Source organism: Chelonobacter oris (assembly GCF_000772535.1).
Taxonomy (GTDB): Bacteria; Pseudomonadota; Gammaproteobacteria; order Enterobacterales; family Pasteurellaceae; genus Chelonobacter; species Chelonobacter oris.
This window is the reverse complement of the sequence record NZ_JSUM01000006.1, coordinates 184,723-206,261: the sequence shown is the minus strand read 5'-3', so window position 1 is coordinate 206,261 and position 21,539 is coordinate 184,723. Positions and strand designations below refer to the sequence as shown.

28 protein-coding genes are annotated in these 21,539 nt (G+C 48.4%); 19 read left to right on the top strand and 9 right to left on the bottom strand.

Going from position 1 to position 21,539, the window contains the following annotated elements; genetic code table 11:
- Nucleotides 1–52: 52 nt before the first annotated feature.
- From OA57_RS05250 to OA57_RS05225, 6 genes are all read left to right on the top strand, one after another.
- A complete protein-coding gene (locus tag OA57_RS05250; protein ID WP_034614369.1) occupies nt 53–715 on the top strand; it encodes a Bax inhibitor-1 family protein in 663 nt (220 codons plus the stop codon).
- Nucleotides 716–807: 92 nt separating this feature from the next.
- Entirely contained in the window at nt 808–1,134 is a 327-nt protein-coding gene (locus tag OA57_RS05245; protein ID WP_034614368.1) for a TusE/DsrC/DsvC family sulfur relay protein, read from the top strand.
- Between the two features lie 178 nt (nt 1,135–1,312).
- Nucleotides 1,313–2,194: a metal ABC transporter substrate-binding protein gene (locus tag OA57_RS05240; RefSeq protein ID WP_084589875.1), complete on the top strand. Its 882-nt coding sequence runs from the start codon at nt 1,313–1,315 to the stop codon at nt 2,192–2,194.
- A 2-nt stretch (nt 2,195–2,196) separates the two neighbouring features.
- Nucleotides 2,197–3,111 carry a metal ABC transporter ATP-binding protein gene (locus tag OA57_RS05235; RefSeq protein WP_052122382.1) on the top strand — a complete coding sequence of 305 codons (915 nt, stop codon included), beginning with the start codon at nt 2,197–2,199 and terminating at the stop codon, nt 3,109–3,111.
- Nucleotides 3,112–3,114: 3 nt separating this feature from the next.
- Nucleotides 3,115–3,966, top strand: a complete 852-nt coding sequence (locus OA57_RS05230; RefSeq protein WP_034614366.1) for a metal ABC transporter permease — start codon at nt 3,115–3,117, stop codon at nt 3,964–3,966.
- A complete protein-coding gene (locus tag OA57_RS05225) occupies nt 3,959–4,828 on the top strand; it encodes a metal ABC transporter permease (protein WP_034614365.1) in 870 nt (289 codons plus the stop codon). The genes OA57_RS05230 and OA57_RS05225 overlap by 8 nt, the downstream gene beginning before the upstream one ends.
- Here the strand turns inward: OA57_RS05225 and OA57_RS05220 are convergent.
- The gene (locus OA57_RS05220) at nt 4,825–5,103 is read right to left on the bottom strand and encodes an acylphosphatase (RefSeq protein ID WP_034614363.1); all 279 of its coding nucleotides are present in this window, start codon (nt 5,101–5,103) and stop codon (nt 4,825–4,827) included. The genes OA57_RS05225 and OA57_RS05220 overlap by 4 nt on opposite strands.
- Nucleotides 5,104–5,250: 147 nt before the next feature.
- Between OA57_RS05220 and OA57_RS05215 the strand changes: the two genes are divergently transcribed.
- The 4 genes from OA57_RS05215 (at nt 5,251) to yccS (ending at nt 9,117) form a co-directional block, all read left to right on the top strand.
- A complete protein-coding gene (locus OA57_RS05215; RefSeq protein ID WP_034614360.1) occupies nt 5,251–5,910 on the top strand; it encodes a curli polymerization inhibitor CsgI-related protein in 660 nt (219 codons plus the stop codon).
- Between the two features lie 86 nt (nt 5,911–5,996).
- Nucleotides 5,997–6,455, top strand: a complete 459-nt coding sequence (locus tag OA57_RS05210) for a methylglyoxal synthase (protein WP_034614357.1) — start codon at nt 5,997–5,999, stop codon at nt 6,453–6,455.
- A gap of 28 nt (nt 6,456–6,483) precedes the next feature.
- A complete protein-coding gene (locus OA57_RS05205) occupies nt 6,484–6,933 on the top strand; it encodes a YccF domain-containing protein (RefSeq protein WP_034614354.1) in 450 nt (149 codons plus the stop codon).
- Between the two features lie 24 nt (nt 6,934–6,957).
- Nucleotides 6,958–9,117, top strand: coding sequence for a YccS family putative transporter (gene yccS / locus OA57_RS05200; protein WP_034614352.1), 2,160 nt, complete (start codon nt 6,958–6,960; stop codon nt 9,115–9,117).
- A 4-nt stretch (nt 9,118–9,121) separates the two neighbouring features.
- On the opposite strand, the gene OA57_RS05195 is transcribed toward yccS, so the two are convergent.
- Nucleotides 9,122–9,685 (bottom strand): TorD/DmsD family molecular chaperone, encoded by a 564-nt coding sequence (locus OA57_RS05195; RefSeq protein WP_152596720.1) that lies wholly within the window; start codon nt 9,683–9,685, stop codon nt 9,122–9,124.
- 78 nt (nt 9,686–9,763) lie between these two features.
- Between OA57_RS05195 and nfo the strand changes: the two genes are divergently transcribed.
- The 3 genes from nfo (at nt 9,764) to gloA2 (ending at nt 11,706) form a co-directional block, all read left to right on the top strand.
- A complete protein-coding gene (gene nfo, locus OA57_RS05190) occupies nt 9,764–10,606 on the top strand; it encodes a deoxyribonuclease IV (RefSeq protein WP_034614350.1) in 843 nt (280 codons plus the stop codon).
- 191 nt (nt 10,607–10,797) lie between these two features.
- A complete protein-coding gene (locus OA57_RS05185) occupies nt 10,798–11,298 on the top strand; it encodes an NlpC/P60 family protein (RefSeq protein WP_034614528.1) in 501 nt (166 codons plus the stop codon).
- Between the two features lie 15 nt (nt 11,299–11,313).
- A complete protein-coding gene (gene gloA2, locus OA57_RS05180; RefSeq protein ID WP_034614347.1) occupies nt 11,314–11,706 on the top strand; it encodes an SMU1112c/YaeR family gloxylase I-like metalloprotein in 393 nt (130 codons plus the stop codon).
- Nucleotides 11,707–11,763: 57 nt separating this feature from the next.
- Here the strand turns inward: gloA2 and ycfP are convergent, their stop codons facing one another.
- From ycfP to nfsA, 3 genes are all read right to left on the bottom strand, one after another.
- Nucleotides 11,764–12,306, bottom strand: coding sequence for an alpha/beta hydrolase YcfP (gene ycfP, locus OA57_RS05175; RefSeq protein WP_034614344.1), 543 nt, complete (start codon nt 12,304–12,306; stop codon nt 11,764–11,766).
- Nucleotides 12,307–12,387: 81 nt separating this feature from the next.
- The gene (locus OA57_RS05170) at nt 12,388–13,323 is read right to left on the bottom strand and encodes a RimK family alpha-L-glutamate ligase (protein WP_034614341.1); all 936 of its coding nucleotides are present in this window, start codon (nt 13,321–13,323) and stop codon (nt 12,388–12,390) included.
- Between the two features lie 12 nt (nt 13,324–13,335).
- The gene (gene nfsA / locus OA57_RS05165; RefSeq protein ID WP_084589872.1) at nt 13,336–14,061 is read right to left on the bottom strand and encodes an oxygen-insensitive NADPH nitroreductase; all 726 of its coding nucleotides are present in this window, start codon (nt 14,059–14,061) and stop codon (nt 13,336–13,338) included.
- A gap of 155 nt (nt 14,062–14,216) precedes the next feature.
- Between nfsA and OA57_RS05160 the strand changes: the two genes are divergently transcribed.
- Both OA57_RS05160 and OA57_RS05155 read left to right on the top strand, forming a co-directional pair.
- On the top strand, nt 14,217–14,480 hold the full coding sequence (locus OA57_RS05160; RefSeq protein WP_034614330.1) for a GrxA family glutaredoxin: 264 nt from the start codon (nt 14,217–14,219) through the stop codon (nt 14,478–14,480).
- A 98-nt stretch (nt 14,481–14,578) separates the two neighbouring features.
- A complete protein-coding gene (locus OA57_RS05155) occupies nt 14,579–14,914 on the top strand; it encodes a zinc ribbon domain-containing protein YjdM (RefSeq protein ID WP_034614328.1) in 336 nt (111 codons plus the stop codon).
- Between the two features lie 66 nt (nt 14,915–14,980).
- On the opposite strand, the gene rimI is transcribed toward OA57_RS05155, so the two are convergent.
- Both rimI and OA57_RS05145 read right to left on the bottom strand, forming a co-directional pair.
- Nucleotides 14,981–15,424 carry a ribosomal protein S18-alanine N-acetyltransferase gene (gene rimI, locus OA57_RS05150; protein WP_034614324.1) on the bottom strand — a complete coding sequence of 148 codons (444 nt, stop codon included), beginning with the start codon at nt 15,422–15,424 and terminating at the stop codon, nt 14,981–14,983.
- On the bottom strand, nt 15,421–15,849 hold the full coding sequence (locus OA57_RS05145; RefSeq protein ID WP_034614322.1) for a DNA polymerase III subunit psi: 429 nt from the start codon (nt 15,847–15,849) through the stop codon (nt 15,421–15,423). The genes rimI and OA57_RS05145 overlap by 4 nt, the downstream gene beginning before the upstream one ends.
- A gap of 73 nt (nt 15,850–15,922) precedes the next feature.
- Here OA57_RS05145 and rsmC point away from each other — a divergent pair, with 73 nt between their 5' ends.
- The 4 genes from rsmC to OA57_RS05125 all read left to right on the top strand — a co-directional run bounded on the left by rsmC (nt 15,923) and on the right by OA57_RS05125 (nt 19,544).
- Nucleotides 15,923–16,921 carry a 16S rRNA (guanine(1207)-N(2))-methyltransferase RsmC gene (gene rsmC / locus OA57_RS05140; protein ID WP_034614318.1) on the top strand — a complete coding sequence of 333 codons (999 nt, stop codon included), beginning with the start codon at nt 15,923–15,925 and terminating at the stop codon, nt 16,919–16,921.
- A gap of 64 nt (nt 16,922–16,985) precedes the next feature.
- Complete coding sequence (udk, locus tag OA57_RS05135; protein WP_034614315.1) at nt 16,986–17,657, top strand: uridine kinase; 672 nt, start codon at nt 16,986–16,988, stop codon at nt 17,655–17,657.
- A gap of 15 nt (nt 17,658–17,672) precedes the next feature.
- Nucleotides 17,673–18,254 carry a dCTP deaminase gene (gene dcd / locus OA57_RS05130; protein WP_034614312.1) on the top strand — a complete coding sequence of 194 codons (582 nt, stop codon included), beginning with the start codon at nt 17,673–17,675 and terminating at the stop codon, nt 18,252–18,254.
- 6 nt (nt 18,255–18,260) lie between these two features.
- Nucleotides 18,261–19,544, top strand: coding sequence for a hypothetical protein (locus OA57_RS05125; RefSeq protein WP_034614309.1), 1,284 nt, complete (start codon nt 18,261–18,263; stop codon nt 19,542–19,544).
- A gap of 60 nt (nt 19,545–19,604) precedes the next feature.
- On the opposite strand, the gene OA57_RS05120 is transcribed toward OA57_RS05125, so the two are convergent.
- Entirely contained in the window at nt 19,605–20,888 is a 1,284-nt protein-coding gene (locus tag OA57_RS05120; RefSeq protein WP_034614307.1) for a TRAP transporter large permease, read from the bottom strand.
- Nucleotides 20,889–20,897: 9 nt separating this feature from the next.
- Nucleotides 20,898–21,524: a TRAP transporter small permease gene (locus OA57_RS05115; RefSeq protein WP_034614304.1), complete on the bottom strand. Its 627-nt coding sequence runs from the start codon at nt 21,522–21,524 to the stop codon at nt 20,898–20,900.
- Nucleotides 21,525–21,539: the final 15 nt, after the last annotated feature.

The window sequence follows — 21,539 nt, the reverse complement described above, 5'->3', positions numbered from 1 at the left end:
CTTATGGTTAGGGAATGTTTTAACAGCTTATTTATGACTTGGGAGAGAATAAATGCAACAACGAATTGTGACGGATGTCCGCCGTACTGAAGAATCGGTTCTGGCGACCAACAAAGTATTGCGCAATACCTATTTCTTACTGGCACTCAGTGTGACGTTTTCGGCGGTTGTCGCTTATATTTCGATGGCGATGAATCTGCCTTATCCGGGGCTGTTGGTGTTATTGGTCGGTTTTTACGGCCTGTTGTTTTTAACCAACAAACTGGCAAACAGCCCGTTGGGCATTTTGTCGACCTTTGCGTTCACCGGTTTTCTCGGATATACCCTCGGGCCGATTCTGAATATGTATGTCGGTGCCGGAATGGGTGATGTCGTCGTGTTGGCGCTTGGCGGCACAGCGGCGGTGTTTTTTGCGTGTTCGGCTTACGTATTGACCACCAAAAAAGACATGTCTTTTTTGAGCGGCATGATATTTGCGCTGTTTATCGTGTTGGTGATCGGCGTGATTGCCAATATCTTCCTGCAACTGCCGGGGCTACATTTGGCGATCAGCGCATTGTTCGTGGTGTTTTCTACTGCGGCAATTTTGTATGAAACCAGTAATATCGTGCATGGCGGGGAAACCAATTATATCCGTGCCACCATCAGTATTTACGTTTCGCTGTATAATTTGTTTATCAGCCTGCTGAGTTTGATTGGTGCATCACGCGATTAAAATTGGCGTTTGTTATCACAATAATTGCTTTAATCATTTTCTTATGCCCCTGAATAGGGGCATAATTGTATCTGTTGCGGAGGTAGAAAACGATGCAGATTGAAGGCAAAAATATTGCCACCGATAAAGACGGATATTTATCGGACATTGCCCAATGGAGCCCGCAGGTGGCGGAAGTGTTGGCTCGGCAGGAGCAGTTGACGCTGACCGAGGCGCACTGGGAAGTGATTTATTTTGTGCGCGAATTTTACCAAGAATATAAAACTTCACCGGCAATTCGCATGTTAGTGAAAGCGATGGCGGATAAACTGGGGGTGGATAAAGGCAACAGCCGTTATTTGCAGCGTCTGTTTCCGCAAGGGCCGGCCAAGCAGGCGACCAAACTCGCCGGCTTGCCGAAACCGGCAAAATGCCTATAAAGTGTCGGATAAACCGAATATCCTTATTAGAAAAAGGTGTAAAGAAATTAAAATCACATTAATTGATAATTATTATCATTTAAAAGGGGTGGCTTTATTGATATAGTTTGATTGGGGCAAACGGATTGCCTTGCACGTTTAACGATCTATCAATAAGGAGCAAAAAATGGATAAAAGCATGAAAAATTTTGTAGCCGGTCTGGCATTAAGTGCGGTACTGATATTTTCGGCACAGGCGGCAGAGAAGCCGTTTAAAGTGATGACCACCTTTACCGTGATTCAGGATATTGCGCAAAACGTTGCCGGAGAGGCGGCGATAGTCGAGTCGATTACCAAGCCGGGCGCGGAGATCCATGATTATCAAGTCACCCCGAAAGATGTGATCAAGGCACAAGATGCCGATCTGATTTTATGGAACGGCTTGAATCTGGAACGCTGGTTTGAGCGTTTTTTTGAAAATATGCCGCAGAAAGCGGTTGCGGTTGTAACGGAAGGGATCACTCCGTTGCCGATTTCCGAAGGGGCGTATCAGGGCGCGCCGAATCCTCATGCTTGGATGTCACCGAGCAATGCCTTGATTTATGTGGAAAATATTCGCCGTGCACTGGTTGAACATGATCCGCAGCAGGCGGCAATTTATAATCGTAATGCGGCGGCCTACAGTGAAAAAATTCGAGCGCTCGACAAGCCGCTGCGCGAGAAAATTACGGCAATTCCGACGGAAAAACGCTGGTTGGTCACCTCTGAAGGCGCATTCAGTTATTTAGCGAAAGATTACGGATTCAAAGAGCTGTATCTATGGCCGATTAACGCCGAACAGCAAGGCTCGCCGCAGCAAGTGCGGTTTGTCATTGATCAGGTTCGTCTCAACAAGATTCCGGTCGTCTTCAGCGAAAGCACGGTGTCCGATCGTCCGAGCAAACAAGTCGCCAAGGAAACCGGGGCGAAATACGGCGGCGTATTGTACGTGGATTCGCTGTCACAAGCCGATGGTGCCGTGCCGACGTATTTGGATTTACTCCAAGTGACCGTTTCAACCATTGTAAAAGGATTTGAATAACCATGTATCGATCGACCAGTACGGAGGCGGACAATAATAGCACGCTATTGGACGTCTGTGACGTGAGTGTGCGCTACAGTAACGGGCATACCGCACTTCATGATGTTTCTTTCCGTCTGCAAGGGGGAACAACCTGTGCTTTGGTCGGCGTTAACGGCAGCGGCAAATCAACGCTGTTTAAAAGTTTGATGGGCTTGGTGAAGCCGCTGCAAGGTTCGATTCGTTTACATGGGTTGCCGGTGAAAAAAGCCTTGAAACAGAATTTGGTGTCGTATGTGCCGCAAGCGGAAGAGGTCGATTGGCAGTTTCCGATTTCGGTTTATGACGTGGTGATGACCGGTCGTTACGGCTACATGAATTTTCTACGGATTCCGTCAGCGGCAGACAAACAAAAAGTCGAACTGGCGATGCAGCGGGTGGATATTTCTCATTTACGGGATCGCCAAATCGGCGAGTTGTCCGGCGGGCAGAAAAAACGGGTGTTTTTGGCGCGGGCGTTGGCGCAGGAAAGCCGAATTATTCTGTTGGACGAGCCGTTTACCGGCGTGGACGTCAAAACCGAAAATGCGATAGTCGAGTTACTCGGGCAATTGCGCAGCGAAGGCCATTTAATTTTGGTGTCAACCCATAATCTCGGCAGCGTACCGCACTTTTGCGATCAGGTGGTGATGATAAACCGAACCGTGATTGCGGCAGGGAGTACCGCAACGACATTTACCCAGAAAAACCTGCAATTGGTGTTTGGCGGCGTATTGCGCTATCTCACACTGGGGGGCGAGGTGCTGCATGACGATGAGGATAACCGCACTTTGACGGTCTTGACCGATGATGAACATCCGGTGGTGTTCTACGGTGAAAAAGATGCGGAATTAGCGCCGACCACATCTGCCGCCGCAAACAAAAAAGCGGATTGTTAGCCTATGTGGGAACTGTTATTACAGCCGTTCGGCTACGAATATATGCTCAAAGCGATTGTTATCAGCGCGATGGTGGGGGGCGTTTGTGCATTTTTATCCGCTTATTTGATGCTGAAAGGTTGGTCATTAATCGGCGATGCGCTGTCACATGCGGTCGTTCCCGGCGTTGCCATTGCCTATGCGCTGGCAACGCCTTATGCCGTCGGCGCTTTTTTATCCGGTTTATTGGCGGCGTTGGCGATTTTATGGGTAAAATCACTTACTAAATTACGCGAAGACGCGATTATCGGTTTTATTTTCACCACTTTTTTTGCTTTAGGGCTGTTTATCATCTCCCTAAATCCGACATCGGTCGACGTACAGTCGATCATTCTCGGTAATGTGTTGGGCATTGCCGATGAAGACGTGCTGCAAGTCGGCATCATTATTGCCGTTTGTGTGGCGTTTTTATTGGTTTTCTGGAAAGATTTGTTGTTGGTGTTTTTTGATGAAAGCCATGCGGTTTCGGTCGGTATTTCGCCGTTACGCTTAAAAATTCTATTTTTTACTTTACTGAGTGCGTGTGTTGTAGCGGCATTGCAAACCGTCGGTGCGATTTTGGTGATAGCCATGGTGATCACGCCCGGTGCTACCGCTTATTTACTGACGGATCGCTTTGGGCGGCTAGTCTGTATTGCAGTGTTTTTGGGCGTTAGTACAAGTGCGGTCGGGGCTTATTTGAGTTATTTTCTGGACGGTGCGACCGGCGGTTTGATCGTCTTTTTGCAAACGTTACTGTTTTTGGCGGCATTTTTCTTTTCACCAAAGCACGGCTTGCTGAGACGAGCGGGAACACGGAGGAAAAATCATGCTTAGCACGCTTGTTAACTGGTTTTACGAGCCTTTTTCCTTTCCGTTTATGCAACAGGCGCTGTATACCGCACTTTTAGTGGCGGTGGTTTGTGCGCTGTTATCCTGCTATCTGGTTTTGAAAGGTTGGTCGTTGATGGGCGATGCCATTTCACATGCCGTGCTGCCGGGTGTGGTGCTGGCTTTTTTGCTCGGCTTACCGTTAACCGTCGGTGCATTTTTTTCGGGCATTTGCTGCGCTCTGGCAACCGGATATTTGAAAGAAAACAGTCGATTAAAAGAGGATACCGTCATGGGGATCGTCTTTTCCGGCATGTTTGCTCTCGGGCTGATTCTGTTTGTGAAAGTGGAAACGGATCAGCACCTAAGCCATATTCTGTTCGGCAATCTGCTCGGGGTGACGAATGATGAATTTCGCCTGACATTCTGGATTTCGTTGCTGACGTTTGGGGTGGTTTTCCTTAAACGCAAAGATTTTTTGCTGTACTGTTTTGATCCGATTCAGGCATCGGTTGCGGGGCTGTCGGTTCGAACACTGCATTATTTACTGTTGGTTTTACTGGCATTGACCATCATCAGCGCCATGCAGGTGGTCGGGGTGATTTTAGTGGTGGCGTTGTTGATTTCCCCCGGCATTACGGCATTTTGCCTGAGTAAATCGTTCAATAAAATGTTGATGATTGCCATCGGCGTTTCGATTTTTTCAACCCTGATGGGGACGGTGTTCAGCTATCATCTCGATTCGGCAACCGGACCGACTATTGTGTTGATGCAATCCGTCTGTTTTATTTTCGCATTGGTTTATCGTGCTTTCCGCCAACACGGCAGTCAAGTGCGGTCGGCGGTTGTCGACAATAATGCCGCTTAATGCTCGATTTCGAAACGAGTGAAACGTTTCTTGCCTTGATAAGACTGTTCCAAAACACGGTCAACACGGGCGGATCGGGGGCCGCCTTGTTGTAGCCAGCGGCGTAGGGAATCGACTTGGGCGCCGTCCCCTTCGGCAATCACCAATACACTGCCGTCGGAGAGATTACGGACATTGCCTTTTAAGCCCAATTCGCACGCTTTGCGCCAAGTGAAATAGCGGAATCCGACTCCTTGTACGATTCCGTGCACATTAAATTGAAGCCGTAAACCCATAAGCCCTCCTTAATTTGGATAAAAATAACGGTTAGCTATTTTATTTTACAAGGTTTTGGCATAGGATAGGCACAACCAATTTGGGTTTTTGTAAAAAATTCGATATTCGTCGGTTTTTACGGATTTTTCTATCATTGAGGAAATAACATGAAATTAGCTCATTTAGCGATTAGCGCTGTGGCGTTGTTGACCGGCTTCAGTGCGGTGGCGGCTGAAATCAGCACATCATCTAATGTAGAAATTTTGGCATTGGACGGGCAAAAAGCCGGTGGCGGTTTATTGAAACAGAATAAAACGGCAACGGTTTCCGATAATGAAACGCATCAGGTTGTGGTGCAAGTGGCGGAAATTATCCGTTCAGGTTCCGATCGCCGTTTATTTGAATCGTCACCGGTTGTGGTTAAGTTTAAAGCGGGCAGCGAGAATATTCAAATTCAGGCGGCGAGTATTATTGATGAAGCGGGGGCAACCCGTTTTGAAAAAAATCCGACAGTGAGCGTGCGGACGGCGAGCGGGCAGGTGATTGCCAGCGAGCAGGAGCCTTTAGTGCAAGACGGGCTGTTCCCGGGCAGAAATCTCGCCGAGAATTTGTCTGCTTATAACAGCAGTGGCGGCAAAGCGGCCGTTGCCGGCTTTGCGACCGCCAGTATGCCGGTTGCAATGGGAATGTCGAACGTCGGCAAAGCCTCAAAAGGGCAAGTGACCGTACAAGGCGAAAACGTTGCCGAACAGCAATTGCAGTACTGGTTCCAACAAGCCGATCAGACGACGCAGCAACGTTTCCTGAATTGGGCGAAAAAACAATAATCGCCGTGTGAATTAAACGGATAAAAAAGTGAGCTTTGCTCGCTTTTTTATTTTCAAGCCGATTGCCGATATGGGAGATGTATTCGATGCAAAAAATGACCCGCCAGATTCCTGCCGAAAAAAATATTGCGCTGGTGGCGCATGATCACTGTAAACAAAGCTTGGTTGACTGGTGTCTGAAAAACCGCACTTTACTGGCTCGACACCGACTCTACGGTACGGGAACGACCGGTAATTTGATTGAGAAAAAGAGCGGTTTGAGTGTGGCGGCACTGCTGAGCGGCCCGATGGGGGGCGATCAGCAATTGGGCGCGATGATTGCGGAAGGAAAAATCGATTTATTGGTTTTTTTCTGGGATCCGATGAATGCGGTGCCGCATGATCCGGATGTGAAAGCGCTGATGCGTATTTCAACGGTGTGGAATATTCCGGTGGCAATGAATCCGGCAACGGCGGATTTTCTGATCAGTTCGCCCTGCTTTGGCGGCACGGTGGAAATCGAAATTCCGGATTATGCCGCGTATCTGGCGGAACGTTTGGGCTGACGGCATTCACTAGAGAAGGAAACCAATAATGAACGCAGCACTAAATATTTTCAACTTTGTTTTTTTCGGTTTCGGCACGGTAATCGGTTGGTTTTTGGCCACGATTCTCAGTGCGGTGTTGGTGATCACGCTGCCTTATACCCGCAGTTGCTGGGAGATCACCAAAATGGCGCTGTTGCCGTTCGGTAATGAAATTATCCATGTTAAGTATTTGCAGCCGACAAGTGCGGTTGCGAACAGCTTAGGCAGTGTGCTGAATATTATTTGGTTTGTGGCATTCGGCTGGTGGCTCTGTTTATTGCATATTGTTACCGGTATTGCACAATGCCTTACGATTATCGGTATTCCGAGCGGCTTGGCGCATTTTAAACTGGCCGGCATTGCGCTGTTTCCGGTCGGGCAGCGGGTAGTGCCGAGTGAGACGGCGCAGGCAGTCAAGCTTCAACAGTTCCAACAGCAGTTTAAAAACCGCACTTGAGCAAAATCGGGCGGAAGATAATACGTGAAAAAGAGCGGTTGGCTGAACAGTAAGATCATTGCTATCCTGCCGGTGTTCGTGGCGGTGAATATCGCTGCTGTTTTAGTATGGAGCCTGAATATCTCGGCGGTAGCGATGCCGTTCGTATTGGGTATTATTGCCGCCGGATTGGTTGATTTGGATCACAGTCTGAGCGGTAAAATCAAAAATATTTTGATCACCATTGCCGCTTTCGCCACTTCCGCCTTCGGGGCGCAAATTTCGCTGGATAATCCGATTTGGTTTGCGTTGATGATGACGCTGTTTACGTTCGTGTTCACCATGATGGGGGCGCTGGGGCAGCGTTACAGCACTATTGCTTTCGGCACGTTGATTGTGGCGCTGTATACTTCCCTGACCTATCTGCCGCAAACCGAATGGTACGTTAATCCGGTGATGATCATTTGCGGCACGTTGTTATACAGCGCATCTTCGGTGCTGATTTATTTGTTCTTTCCCCGTTATAAAGTCGATGAAAATCTGGCGAATGCTTATTTGGCGTTGGCGGATTATCTGGATTGTAAATCGATGTTTTTTGATCCCGATGAAAGCGACAGCGCCGAAGCATTGCAACTTGATCTGTCGCAACTGAACAGTCGGGTTATCGCCGCATTCAATCTTTGTCGGCAATCGTTGTTTTACCGTCTGGGTAAACAGCACCGCCATGCCAAGACCAGCCGTTTGATTCGTTATTATTATGCCGCTCAGGATATTCATGAGCGCGCCAGTTCCTCGCATTTTAATCATCGCAAATTGGTCACAAAGCTGAAAAACAGCGATTTGGTGTTTCGTATTCAGCGCCTGTTGGAACTACAGGCGGACGATTGCCGTGATATTGCCGCCGCAATACTGAACCGAGAGGCTTACCAGCCGAAAGTGCGGTTGCAAAGAGCGGTTGCAGGGATAGACCATTCATTCGAGCATTTTCTACGGCATTATCCCGACAGTTCGCAAGTGGAAAATTTGCGCACGGTAATTGCCAATTTAAAACATATTTTGTGGCAATTGCTGTTTTTGGGTAAAGAGAGCAATGATATTCAGCAGTCGTTTAGCCGAATTATCACCACCGACAGGATTCGCGGCTTACGTGAAATTATGGCGGCGGTAAAAAATCACCTGACTTTTGAATCACAGCTGTTTCGTCATGCGGTCAGGCTGTCGCTGGTGGTGCTGGTTTGCTGTATTATTGCCAACAGTTTCAATCTGGAACGGGGCTATTGGGTGCTGCTGACAGCGATTTTTGTTTGTCAGCCCAATTATTCGGCGACGAAAAAACGTTTGCGTGAACGGGTGATCGGCACGTTGATCGGGGTGTTGATCGGCTCGTTGCTGCCTTATTTTATGGCGACGCTGGAGGCAAAACTGGGGATTTTGGTTGCCGCCAGTACCCTGTTTTTCTTCTTTAAGAACAACCATTACAGCTTTTCGACCCTGTTTATTACCGTGCAGGTATTGGTCAGTTTCGACATTAGCGGATTTGATATTTACGGCGCAATGTGGCCGCGTGTCGCGGATACTTTAATCGGGGCGGCAGTGGCATGGCTGGCGGTTTCATATTTGTGGCCGGACTGGAAATACATGAAGATCATTCGGATTATCCGCAACAGCCTGAACAACAGTGCCCGTTATCTGTTGTACATTATGGTGCAATTGCAATTCGGCGAACGCAATCATGTCAATTACCGCAGTGTACGGCTGGCTGCGCATGAAAGTGCGGCGGCGTTGAACGCGGTTATCGGCAATATGAACAGTGAACCGGAAAAATACCGCACTTTTTTACCGAACGGCTTTCAGCTGTTGAAACAGAACTACTGTTTGTTGGGGTATATTTCCGCATTGGGCGCATTTCGCCATTCGATGGACGAACACGGTAACGATAAGTATTTTTTGATTGATCTTTATCCGGCGGCGCGGGCATTAATCGATGTTTTGCAAAACTTGGATCAACTGCCGCCGGCGCAATTACAACATAACATCGATGAAATCCGACAACGGCTGAACATTGATCCCGCTATGCCGTTCGGCAGTCGGAGCCTATTGCAGCAAGATCGGGTATTGCGCCAACAATTGACCATGATGACGCAACTGCTGCCTGAATTGTATCAAAGTATTCAACGACAATTAGTGCTGGAAGCGGGAAAATAACCCGTTATTCCGAATGTACGGCTTCTTCCAGCTCGTCCGCCATTGCCGCCAATGCATCGCGGCACAGTTGTGCCGTAGCCCGATAAAAGCCTTGATCATGCGCTTCTATTTTGCCTAAAAACTGCCCCATGACCGGCAGTAAAAAATCCTCAAACAAGGTTTGCTGTGCGATAAGCGATTCGACGTTGTCTTCCAGCCACGAAGCGCTCAACAGCAGGTGCGCAACGTGATCCGCCTGCGGCAGATCGGCCATGCCGCATTGTTTTCTGAAAGTAACAAATGCGTTTAGAGTATCGCTATAGGCGGAAATTCGACTGTCGACAGTGCCGTTTTCTCCGAACAGTTGCTGATAAGCATTTGCCAGTTTATCATCGGCTACCGCACTTTGCAGGTGTTGCAGCGCTTTTTCGCTTTGGCTGTCGGTGCTGAGTGCCCAAAGTGCGGTCAAATTGCCCTGTTGCAGCCAACCGAACAGCGGCGCAAGCACCTCGTCCTGCGGCGCGCGATAAAATAAGTTGCCGAACAGACGGCACAACATGGAGAAATCGTTGATGGTGGTTGTCATAATGATACCGATAGGTTTGTTAAATTTGCGGACAATGCTACCATAAATAGCCATCAAAAATCAGATCCAAAGGAAAATCGAATGAAATATATTGGGGCGCACGTCAGTGCAAGCGGCGGTGTGGAAAATGCCGTGGCGAATGCGTTACAAATTGGTGCGAACGCATTTGCATTATTTACTAAAAATCAGCGGCAATGGCTTGCCAAGCCGTTGAGCGAAAGCAGTATCAAGCGGTTTAAACAGGCGCTGTATCAAGCGAAAATCGATCCGAAACAGGTGTTGCCGCACGATAGCTATTTGATCAATCTCGGTCATCCGGAGGAAGCGGGGCTGGCAAAATCGCGCGCCGCTTTTATTGATGAAATGCAGCGTTGTGAGCAATTGGGGCTGTCGCTACTGAATTTTCATCCGGGCAGCCATTTACGCCAAATCTCCGAACAACAGTGTATTGCGCGGATTGCCGAATCAATCAATTTGGCGCACCGACAAGTGCCGAACGTGGTGGCGGTGATTGAAAATACTGCCGGACAAGGCTCCAATATCGGCTACCGTTTTGAGCATTTGGCCGAAATTATCGCATTGGTGGAGGACAAATCGCGGGTCGGGGTTTGTCTGGATACCTGCCATACCTTTTCCGGCGGCTATGATATTTCCAGTGCGGCAGGCTGCGAACAGGTGTTTACCGAGTTCGGGCGAGTGGTCGGCTTTGATTATTTGCGCGGTATGCATCTTAACGGTTCGAAAACCGCACTTGGCAGCCGTGTTGATCGCCACGACTGTTTGCGTGAAGGCACGATCGGTACCGCCGTGTTTGAACATATTATGCGGCACGACGAATTTAACGGAATACCCTTGATTTTAGAAACCGTCAAACCGGAAATCTGGGCGGATGAAATCGCGTGGCTGCGCAGTTTGGCGGCTTAAGTGTACTGAACGGGCAGTTTGCAATTAGATAATCTCTTGTTATTCGGCAAATCTGCTTACGATTTTTTGAAGTCCGTCAAAAAAATGCGTTTATCTTCGATGAAAAATCGGTTTTTACTGGAAAGGAGGTCAAGCTTCACGTAGAATCGAAACGTTTTTTGAAGATGAATATTAACTAATTGATAATGATGATGTTGCGTAAACTGATTTTAATTTTAGCGGTTGCCGCGTTGAGTGCCTGTAGCAATAGCGGGTCGCAAAGCGTTTCTCAATCGCAAGATACGAGCATTCGCACCAACCTGCCGGAAAATACCGGCAACGGTGTGACCCTTGATCAATTCGCCAAATTACATGATTTCTATAATAACTGGCAAGGGGTGCGTTACCGTTTAGGCGGGACGAGTAAAAACGGGATTGACTGTTCCGCATTCGTCCTGAACGCTTTTGAACGGGCATTCGGCATTGATATGCCGCGCAGTACCGCCGAACAACGCCATGTCGGCAAGAAAATCAATAAAAGTCAGCTGGAATTCGGCGATTTGGTTTTCTTCCGTAAAAACAACCATGTCGGCATTTACATCGGCGATAATCGCTTTATTCATGCCAGCACTAGTAAAGGCGTGACCACCAACTCCTTATCCGAAAGCTATTGGGCGAGAAATTACACCCAATCCCGTCGGGTGATCAATTAGCAAAGTGCGGTTACGATGGCAACGCCGATTCTTGGTTTTCATCATGTCGCCGTTATTGCTTCCGATTATCAGCGTTCGAAGCATTTTTATTGCGACATTTTGGGTGCTGAAATCATTGAAGAAAGTTACCGTGCCGAACGGCAAAGTTATAAATTGGATTTAGCTTTTGCCGACGGTAGCCGAATTGAACTGTTTTCTTTCCCTGAACCACCGCCGCGTCAAACCACCCCCGAAGCCTGCGGGCTGCGTCATTTGGCTTTTAAAGTCGCAGAGATCCAACTTGCCGTCCGCTATTTACAGCAGCACAATGTTTGTTGCGAGCCTGTTCGTCTTGATCCGCTGACCGGCAAACAATTCACCTTTTTCAAGGATCCGGACGGTTTGCCGCTGGAGTTTTATCAAATTTGAAGCGTGCCGAATGCGAAGTGCGGTCATTAGGTCACCATACCGCACTTGCGTTTGCGCTTAATGTTGCCGTTTAAATTCAGCAATACGCTGAAGATGATGCGAGATCTTTTTAAATTTGTGGCTTTCCGTTTCGTCCCAGACTATCTCATAAAACGGCGACAGTGTCTCGGCACTGTGTTGCGAATTCAAAATGCCGTCTTCGGTCGAAAGAAAGACTAAACATTTGCCACGATTTTTCTCACGGAAATTTTGTACGCATTTGGTCGCAATATCCTGATATTCTTCCGGACGGTCGATTTTGCCTTGCATATTGTCATACGGGAATAAGTTCGGATTGAAAATCGCTTGTTTGATGCCGCATAAAAAACCGATTCGCTCCGCCCAATATCCGCCCAAGCCGACACCGCAAATCATCGGCTGCGGATCTTGGCTTTCATTGATCAGTTTATGTACTTCGTTCAGCAGATGCTGCATATCGTGGCGCGGGTGCAGCGTGCTGTAGTTGACAAAGCGCACATCAGAGTCGATAAATTTTAATTGCAGGATTTTTTCATGGTTTCCCGGACTGTTGGAATCAAAACCGTGCAGGTAAATAATCATTTTTTTATTCCTATAGCATTATTATCAAGTGATATAACCATAAACAATTCGAGTGTATCAAGCAACCGTTCAAGCGTGAAATTATGCAGTATTTCGCATTTGCGTTTCCGTATGTTGTTGCTGTATCTGTTTCTCCAAATAGATCAACATTTGTAGGGCAATATCAATTTTGCTTGTTTTTTCAATCAGTTCAAGGCCGGGGCTGGCATTAACTTCCAAAATTAACGGCCCATGGTTGGAACGGATAATATCGACACCAGCAATATCAAGCCCCATTGTCCGCACCGCATTGAGTGCCAGTGTTTTTTCTTGACGGCTTAGCCGCACTGTTTCGGCACGTCCGCCGCGGTGGGCATTGGCGCGAAATTCTCCGTTTTGACCGCTGCGCTGCATACCGGCAACTATATTGTCGCCGATCACGAAACAGCGAATATCCGAACCGTTGGCTTCATGGATAAAATCTTGCAGTAACGAGGCGATATTCGCTTGCTTTAACGTTTCTAAAATGCTGACCGCACTTTGTCGTTTTTCCGCCAGCATGACGCCGATGCCTTGTGAACCGGACAAGGTTTTCAGAATTGTCGGCGAGGCGACCTGATTGACCGCATAGTTGGCGTCAAATTCGTTACCGCACAATGCACTCGGCGGAACGGCAAGACCGTGCTGTTGCAGCAGCATCAGGCTGTGCCATTTGTCGCGAGCGTTTAAAAAAGCCTGTGAGCCGTTGAGACAAGGAATCGCCATCGCTTCAAAGTGGCGCAGCAAAGCACAACCCATTGCGGTGCTGCCGGAGCCGAAGCGCGGAATAACGGCATCATAGTGCGGCAGCAGATACGGTGTTTGATCAAATCGGGGCTGATAATAGATTTTAAATTGTCGGGTCTGTTCTTGATCGAGTTTCAGCAAACAGCGATTGGGGTCGAGGATGTCCAGCGTATGGCCGCAAGTTTCGGCGGCTTCAAGTAAACGCCGGCAACTATACAGGCGCGGTTCACGGCAAAGCATTAACAGTTTCATCGTCGCCACCGATTATTTTTTGGCAAAACCTTGCCGTTGTAAATAATTCAGTATGTGGGGGCGCACCGGTTTATCCAGCGTTTTTATCACGTTGCGCGACCAATCCATCTCAATTTGGCTGCGCTGCCGGTAGTAATCGGCAACCTGACGATCGTAATCCTGTAAAATTTGCGGCTCAAGCGGGCGGTAATGATTTTCGCTGACCAAAACCGCACTTGGCAGTCTCGGTTTCAACGGCGGATCTTGATCGGGATATCCCAGACACAGCCCGACTACCGGAACAACATGCTCGGGCAACTTCAGCAAATCGCCGACTTCCTGAATTTTATTGCGGATTGAGCCGATATAGACGCCGCCCAGCCCCAATGATTCGGCACTCAGCAGCACATTTTGCGCCATAATGCCGCTGTCGACACAACCGATCATCAACACTTCGGTATAATCGGTTTGCGCTTGCGGCAGAATCCGGTGGTGGCGGTGAAAATCAATACAGAAAACCCAAAATTCGGCGGCGCTCGCCACATATTGCTGATCGGAAGCATAGTGCTTCAGTTGTTCGCGCACCGCTTTGTCGGTGACTCGAATGATCGAAATACATTGCAGATGGTTGGACGTTGAGGCGGCACGGGCGCATTCAATCAGTATTTGCCGTGTTTCCTCGTCTATCGGGCGGTCGGCAAATTTACGAATAGAGCGGTGTGCAAGTGCGGTTTTAACCGTCGAATTTTGAATTGGCATGGGGAAATCTCCAATAACTAAGCATGACTGTTAGGCAGAATAGATCAATATATTACACCAATCACAGTAATGCGGAAAAATCTTTTCTTATTTTTGATTGAATCGGCTAGAATAATAATGTTTTGTAAATTGACTAACTGTTCAGGAGTAATCATATGTTTACCGTTATTTTTGGTCGTCCGGGCTGCCCGTATTGTGTTCGTGCCAAAGAATTGGCTGAAAAATTGAAAAATAGCCGTGATGATTTCGATTATCGCTATGTCGATATTATTGCTGAAGGCATCAGCAAAGCCGATTTGTCAAAATCGGTCGGTAAAGAAGTCCAAACCGTGCCGCAAATTTTCATTGATGAACAGCCGATCGGCGGTTGTACCGATTTTGAAGCGATTGTCAAAGAAAAATTCGGTGTCGTGGCTTAATCGAATCGTTAACGACAAATGACTAAACGCTTTGTGCTTTCGGCACAAAGCGTTTTTTTATGCTATACTGCGCCCCGAATTTTATTAGAGGAAAAAATATGGAACAGATGCCGAATTGCCCTAAGTGTCACGGGGAATATGTTTACCACGATACCATTCAATTTGTCTGCCCCGATTGCGGCAATGAGTGGAGCGAAGAAGATGTTGCCGACAGCAGTGATGAATTTATCGTGAAAGACAGTAACGGAAATCGCCTGCAAGACGGGGATTCCGTGATTTTGATTAAGGATTTGAAAGTCAAAGGCTCTTCGCTGGTGCTGAAAAAAGGCAGCAAAGCGAAAAATATCCGTTTGGTCGATTCCGATCACAATGTGGATTGTAAAATCGATGGCGTCAGTCTGGCGCTGAAATCGGAATTTTTAAAGAAAGCCTAAACACAGGCGTTTCTTACGTGACTGTGAAAAGCCACCGCCCGATATTGCACGGGAAACGGTGGCTTTTTACAAATATAATGCCATCACCAGCGCATCTTCACGCCGGTTGTCGTTGGTCGGATAGTAATTCGGGCGAGTCGTCACCAAGTTGAAGCCCAAGCGGTCATACAGCTTTTGTGCCGCCAGATTGGAGCGGCGCACTTCCAACCACAGGGTCAAAACCGCACTTTGTCGCAGGTCGGCTATCAGCCGTAGCAATAATTGCTCGCCCAAGCCCTGTTTTTGATAAGCGGGATCGATCGCAATATTGAACAGCGTTGCTTCGTCCAGCACGGTTTGGCAAATTGCGAAACCGACGATATTGTTGTTTTTGAGCAGTTTTAAATTCAGGTAGCGCTCCCCCTGATTATTCAGCAGCGTACCTTTTGACCACGGCGTGATGTGCGCCTGTTGTTCGATTTGGTACAACCGTGCAAAATCGTCCGTTTGTAGCGGCAGAATGTCGATCATCGCTTTTCTTCTTGTAAGTGAAATTGTTGTAACTGCTGCCAGAGTTGGCGTTTGGCTTGCGGATTGTGCGACAGGGTTTGCCGATCGAGCGGCGTAAACAGCGTATTATGTTGTTCAAGTGCGGTCAGGATTTGTGTGTCGAGCGGCGGATTTTCACCCAGCACCCAGACTGCCAGCGGCTGCGGAATCGTCAAACGGGTCAGCTGTTCTCGGTTGACTGATAGGCAGTCTTGCGCCGAAATGCCGAGAGCACGGTAAATGTCTTGTAAAAATGGGGTGACGACAGGGGGATGTTCGCTCACCAGCAGCAGTTTGATATTGTCTGCCACCGCAATGGCCGCTGCACCTTTCAGGGTTTGCGGTCGACGTAAAACCCATTGGTCGATTCCCATTTGTTGTAACAATACGCTACGGCGCAACGGCATAAGGATCCTTAATAAACGGCGGAAAACAAGCTATAATGCCGTTAATTTTAACCAATAACCATCAGGATTTACAGTGATTTCAGTTGAAAGTCAAGTTTTGCAGCGCCATCTCGCCTTTTTCGAGGATAAATCGGTGTTGTTTGCCGGTTGTTTGACGGATGCTTTTCCGGCACAGCTAAAAAAAAGTCGCTCGGTAAAAGCGATCAGTTGTTATTATGATTATGTGCGCAACATGAAAAGTGCGGTCGAAACCGAATTTTGCATAGAAAACCGCCATGATGCCGATTTGATTGTCTATTACTGGAGTAAAAACAAACAGGAAGTGGTTTTTCAGTTAATGCAATTGCTGGCGCAGGCGCCGCTAGGGCAGGAGCTGTTGTTGATCGGCGAGAACCGTAGCGGTGTTCGTTCAGCAGAGAAAATTTTGCAGCCGTTCGGTGATATTCATAAAATCGACTCAGCCCGCCGTTGCGGGCTGTACCGTTTTCAGTTGCGACAAAAACCGCACTTCGACTTGTCGGCGTATTGGAAATCTTACCGCCACCCGCAATTACCGGAATTGACCGTTTACAGCCTGCCGGGCGTATTCAGCGCCGGTGAACTGGATCAGGGGACCGCACTTTTGCTTTCCACGCTGACAGACAAGATACAGGGACGCGTGCTGGATTTGGGGTGCGGCGCCGGTGTGATCGGTAGTTATCTGAAACGGCAAAATCCGTCATTGGAATTGGTCATGAGTGATATTCACGCCATGGCGCTGGCTTCCGCCGAACGTACGTTGGCAGAGAATCGGTTGGCGGCGGATGTGGTCGCCAGCGATGTATTTTCCGACATCAGCGGTAAATTTAATCTGATTATTTCCAACCCGCCGTTTCATGACGGGATTGATACCGCTTATCGTGCGGTGCAGGAATTGGTTCGGCAATCAAAATGGTTTTTACGGCAGGGGGGCGAGCTGCGTATCGTGGCAAATGCCTTTTTGCCGTATGCACAGTGGCTGGACGGTGAATTCGGCAGCCATCGGGTGTTGGCAAAAACCAATAAATTCAAGGTCTATGCGGTTTCTGCCTGATTGGGCGGGTGCGTAATCCGCTAAATCTTGTTATACTTTATAAAATTGATTACAAGGATTGATTATGAGCGACAGCACGGCAAATTCCAACGCACGAGCCGACACCAACACCATTATTATTGCCATTGCCGGCGCTTCGGCATCCGGTAAAAGTTTAATCGCTTCTACGATTCACAAAGAGTTGTGTGAGGAAGTCGGCGGTAGCGACATCGGTATTATTTCGGAAGATTCCTATTATAAGGATCAAAGTCATCTGTCGTTCGAACAACGGATCGAAACCAATTATGATCATCCCAGTTCGATGGATCATGATCTGCTGGTTTCACACTTACAGCAATTAAAGCGTGGCGAAGCGATCCAAGTGCCGGAATACAGTTATGTGGAACACACCCGCACCCCTAACAGTCGTGAATTCCGGCCGCGTCGAGTGATTATTCTGGAAGGGATTTTATTGCTGACGGACGAGCGCTTGCGTAGAGAGTTGAATGCTTCGATTTTTGTTGATGCACCGTTGGATATCTGCTTTATCCGCCGTTTACAACGGGATATGCAGGAGCGCGGCAGGAGTTTGGAATCAGTAGTATCGCAGTATCGCAAAACCGTGCGCCCCATGTTTTTACAGTTTATCCAGCCGTCGAAACAGTTTGCCGATATTATCGTGCCGCGCGGCGGCAAAAACCGGATTGCGATTAATATTTTGAAAGCGCAAATTTTACAAATGTTAAAACAGAAATAATGACAAGGAAACGGCATGAGATTATGTGATCGTGATATTGAATCTTATCTGGATCAAGGCATTATTGCGCTCGATCCGCGTCCGGCAAACGACAAAATTAACGGCGCAACGGTTGATGTGCGTTTGGGGAATTCGTTTCGGGTGTTCCGTGAATACAGTGCGCCTTATATTGATCTGAGCGGCCCGAAAGAAGAAGTGTCGGCACAGCTGGAACGGGTGATGAGTGATGAAATCGTACTGAACGACGATGAGGCTTTTTTTCTGCACCCGGGCGTATTGGCACTGGCGACCACCTACGAATCGGTGAAACTGCCGGCCAACGTAATAGGTTGGCTGGACGGGCGATCTTCGTTGGCACGCTTGGGATTGATGGTGCATGTCACCGCCCACCGTATTGATCCGGGTTGGGAAGGCAAGATCGTGCTGGAATTTTATAATTCGGGAAAACTGCCGCTGGCATTGCGCCCTAAAATGGTTATTGGGGCGCTGAGTTTTGAAATTTTAAGCGGCGATGCGGCAAAACCGTATAACAGTCGCAGTAATGCGAAATACAAAAACCAACAAGGTGCGGTTGCCAGCCGTATCGACGAGGATTAGCCTCGCATGTGGAAAAAGCGCGTGTTGTATTCTGTGGTTGTCGGAGCAGCCGCGCTGGGTTTTCTGCTGTACTCCCAAAGCGCACGCCTGGAACGTACACTCACCGAATCTTTGCAGCACATTCCGAATGTCCAGTTTCGACAGGCTGAACTGGCCTATTTTCCTATTCCGACTTTAATCTTATCGCAGCCGCAATATCACTATGGTGACTGGAGCGTTTCGGCAGAACGGGCGACATTACGCTTCGGCTGGTTCGCTTTACTCGGGTTTTCGCCGAGCATTAAACGGGCGGCGCTTGTCGGCGGGGTTGTCAGTGACGAAAAGCAGACGATACTGGATAAGATCGATCTTGAACTGACGGATATTGATTCCGTTTATCACGCCGCAACGCTGGCAATGGTAGCCGAGACGATCAATCGTGATAAGCTGCAATTCAGTGGTGCAGTGCGGCGTTTTGCCAATGGGATTGAATTGCACAATCCAGTGTTTCATGCGGAGATGGCGGCGGATTATTTTTTGAATAACCGCACGTTGGATTTCAAGGCGGACATGCTCTCTTTTTCACGGCAGCAGGCGCTTTGGCAAGTGGCGGCACGGCAGGCGCAGTTAAATCGGCTAATGATAAGCGATGCGATTGCACATATTGTTATCTCGGCGGAAGCGGGGACGCCGCGCTTGTACTTGCAGCTTGATCAGGCGGGCGGGCGTTTATCGATCACGTCGCTTTCGGAACCGCAAAAACAACATTTAACCCTGAGTGGAAAAAACGTGTTGTTGGCACCGTTATTGACATTTTTACAGCTGCCGGTATTGCTTGACGGCAAGACGGATTTTGACGGCAAGGCGGTATTTGAACAAGGCGTTTTAAGTGAGGGAACATTGCAGTTAAAGGTGATGGATACCGCACTTAACGGCTTGAATCTGCTTGAGATGATCAGCCAGTATTATCCGATTCGGCAAGGTGCGGCGCAATATGCCGATCGTGCGGTTACGCCGTTTAACCAAGTGAATGTGGCGCTGGACTGGAATCGCCAAACCGTCAAATTGAAGCGTATCCAAGCATTCGGAGATGATTTGAATTTAAACGGCAAAGGGGAAATGGCATTAACCGATTTCACGTGCCGTTTAGAATTACGTTTGTTACCGACAATGGAAGGATATGCACAATATCAGCTTCCGGTCAGTTTATTCGGCCCGTGCCGTTCACCGCAGTATCGAATCAACGTAGATAAAAAATTGAGCAACCAACTGAAGCAGCTGCTCAGAGAGAAATTGAAAGAAAAAAATTAGCGCGCAAAACCCGGTTAAACCGCACTTTAACCGTAACGGCGTAAAGTGCGGTATGGGCAACTACATTGCACCGATCCAGTTCGGCAGCGACAGTGAAATGGCCGGAATATAGGTGATGGCAATCAGGAAACCCAACATCAGCAACAGCCAAGGCGTTGCCGCCCGAATCACTTGCGGCAGGCTGAGATTGGTAATGGCCGAAGAGACGAACAGATTGAGCCCGACCGGCGGAGTAATCATGCCGATTTCCATATTGACCACCATAATAATCCCCAAATGAATCGGATCAATGCCTAACTGCATGGCGATCGGAAACAGAATCGGGACTAAAATCAGAATAATGGCGGAAGGCTCCATAAATGCACCGGCAATCAATAATACGATATTGACCACAATCAGGAATTGCCACGGCTGCAAATTCATTTCGGCGACCAATGCCGTGAGTTGCTGCGGAATTTGTTCGGTGGTTAAAACATGGGCGAACAACATGGCATTGGCAATAATAAACATCAGCATAATGCTGAGTTTGCCGGCTTCCAGCAAGACTTTCGGACACGCTTTCAGTTTGATGTCTTTGTAGACGAATACCGCAACGAAGAAAGAATATATCGCAGCGACGGCAGCGGCTTCGGTCGGGGTAAAGGCGCCGCTGTAGATACCGCCGAGAATGATGACCATCAGGATTAATCCCCACAGCGCCTTGCGGGCGGCACTGAACCACTCTTTGACGGAAGCGCGCGGCAGTGCCGGCAGATTTTTCAGACGGGCGATAATATAAATTGCCAGCATTAACGCTCCGCCCAAGAGCAAACCGGGCACAACGCCCGCCATGAACAGGCGGCCGACTGACGATTCGGTGGCGGCGGCATATACCACCATCACGATTGACGGCGGAATCAGAATGCCTAACGTGCCGGCATTGCAGATAATACCAGTACCGAATTCAATCGGATAGCCGGATCGTACCATGCCGGCGATGGCAATCGAACCGACCGCAGCAACCGTCGCCGGGCTGGAGCCGGAAAGTGCGGCAAACAACATACACGCCATCACTGAGGCAATCGCCAAACCGCCGCGGATATGACCGACGGTCGCATTGGCAAAGTCTATCAGTCGGCGGGCTACGCCGCCGGTCGTCATAAACGCCCCTGCCAGAAGGAAAAACGGAATGGCCAGCAGGGTGTAATGTTCCGATGTTTCAAACAGCTTGATCGCCACCGAGCTGATGGAATCCTGACTGAAAAAGATGATAATCAAGGAGCCGGATAAGCCGAGTGCGACCGCAACGGGAACGCCGATCAGCATTAAGGCGAATAGGCAAATAAACAGAAAGACGACAGTCATAACGGCTCCTTAATGATTCTCTGTTTCTTGTAATTTCATGGCATCTTTGGTTTCATCCGCCAATCCCAAATCATTTTGCTGTCCTTTCAGTAGGCGCACAAAAATTTCGGCAAAACGAATAAAGATCATGAGGTAGCCAATAGGCACAATCAAACCGATATGCCACAGCTGAATACCGAAATGTTGCAGATCTTCTGCGCCGATTTTTGCCTGAAACATCGCGCTGACCCATTCGATACTGGCATAGGCGATCATGGCGGCATACAGTAAACAGGCAAGACAGGCGACGATGCTGATACGGCGTTGAACCGGCGTGCTGAATTTTTTTACGGCCGCATCAATGCCGATATGTCCGGCGGTGCGCACGCCGTAAGATGCGCCGAAGAAGATCAGCATGGCAAAAAACAGTTTGGTCAACGCTACGCTCCAAGTCATCTCTTGGGCAACGGTAATGGAAAAATCGGCAATCGGCAGAAACAGGGATTCCATGGACGGATAGGCATCAGCCAAATCATAAAACGGGGAGTAGATATTATTAAACAATACATAGACAAAGGTGATAGTCGTCATTAACGCCAATGAAAAGGCGATCATGACCTCCTCCATCTTTCCCCACAAGAATTCAAGCAACTTCATAGGTTATTCCTTAAA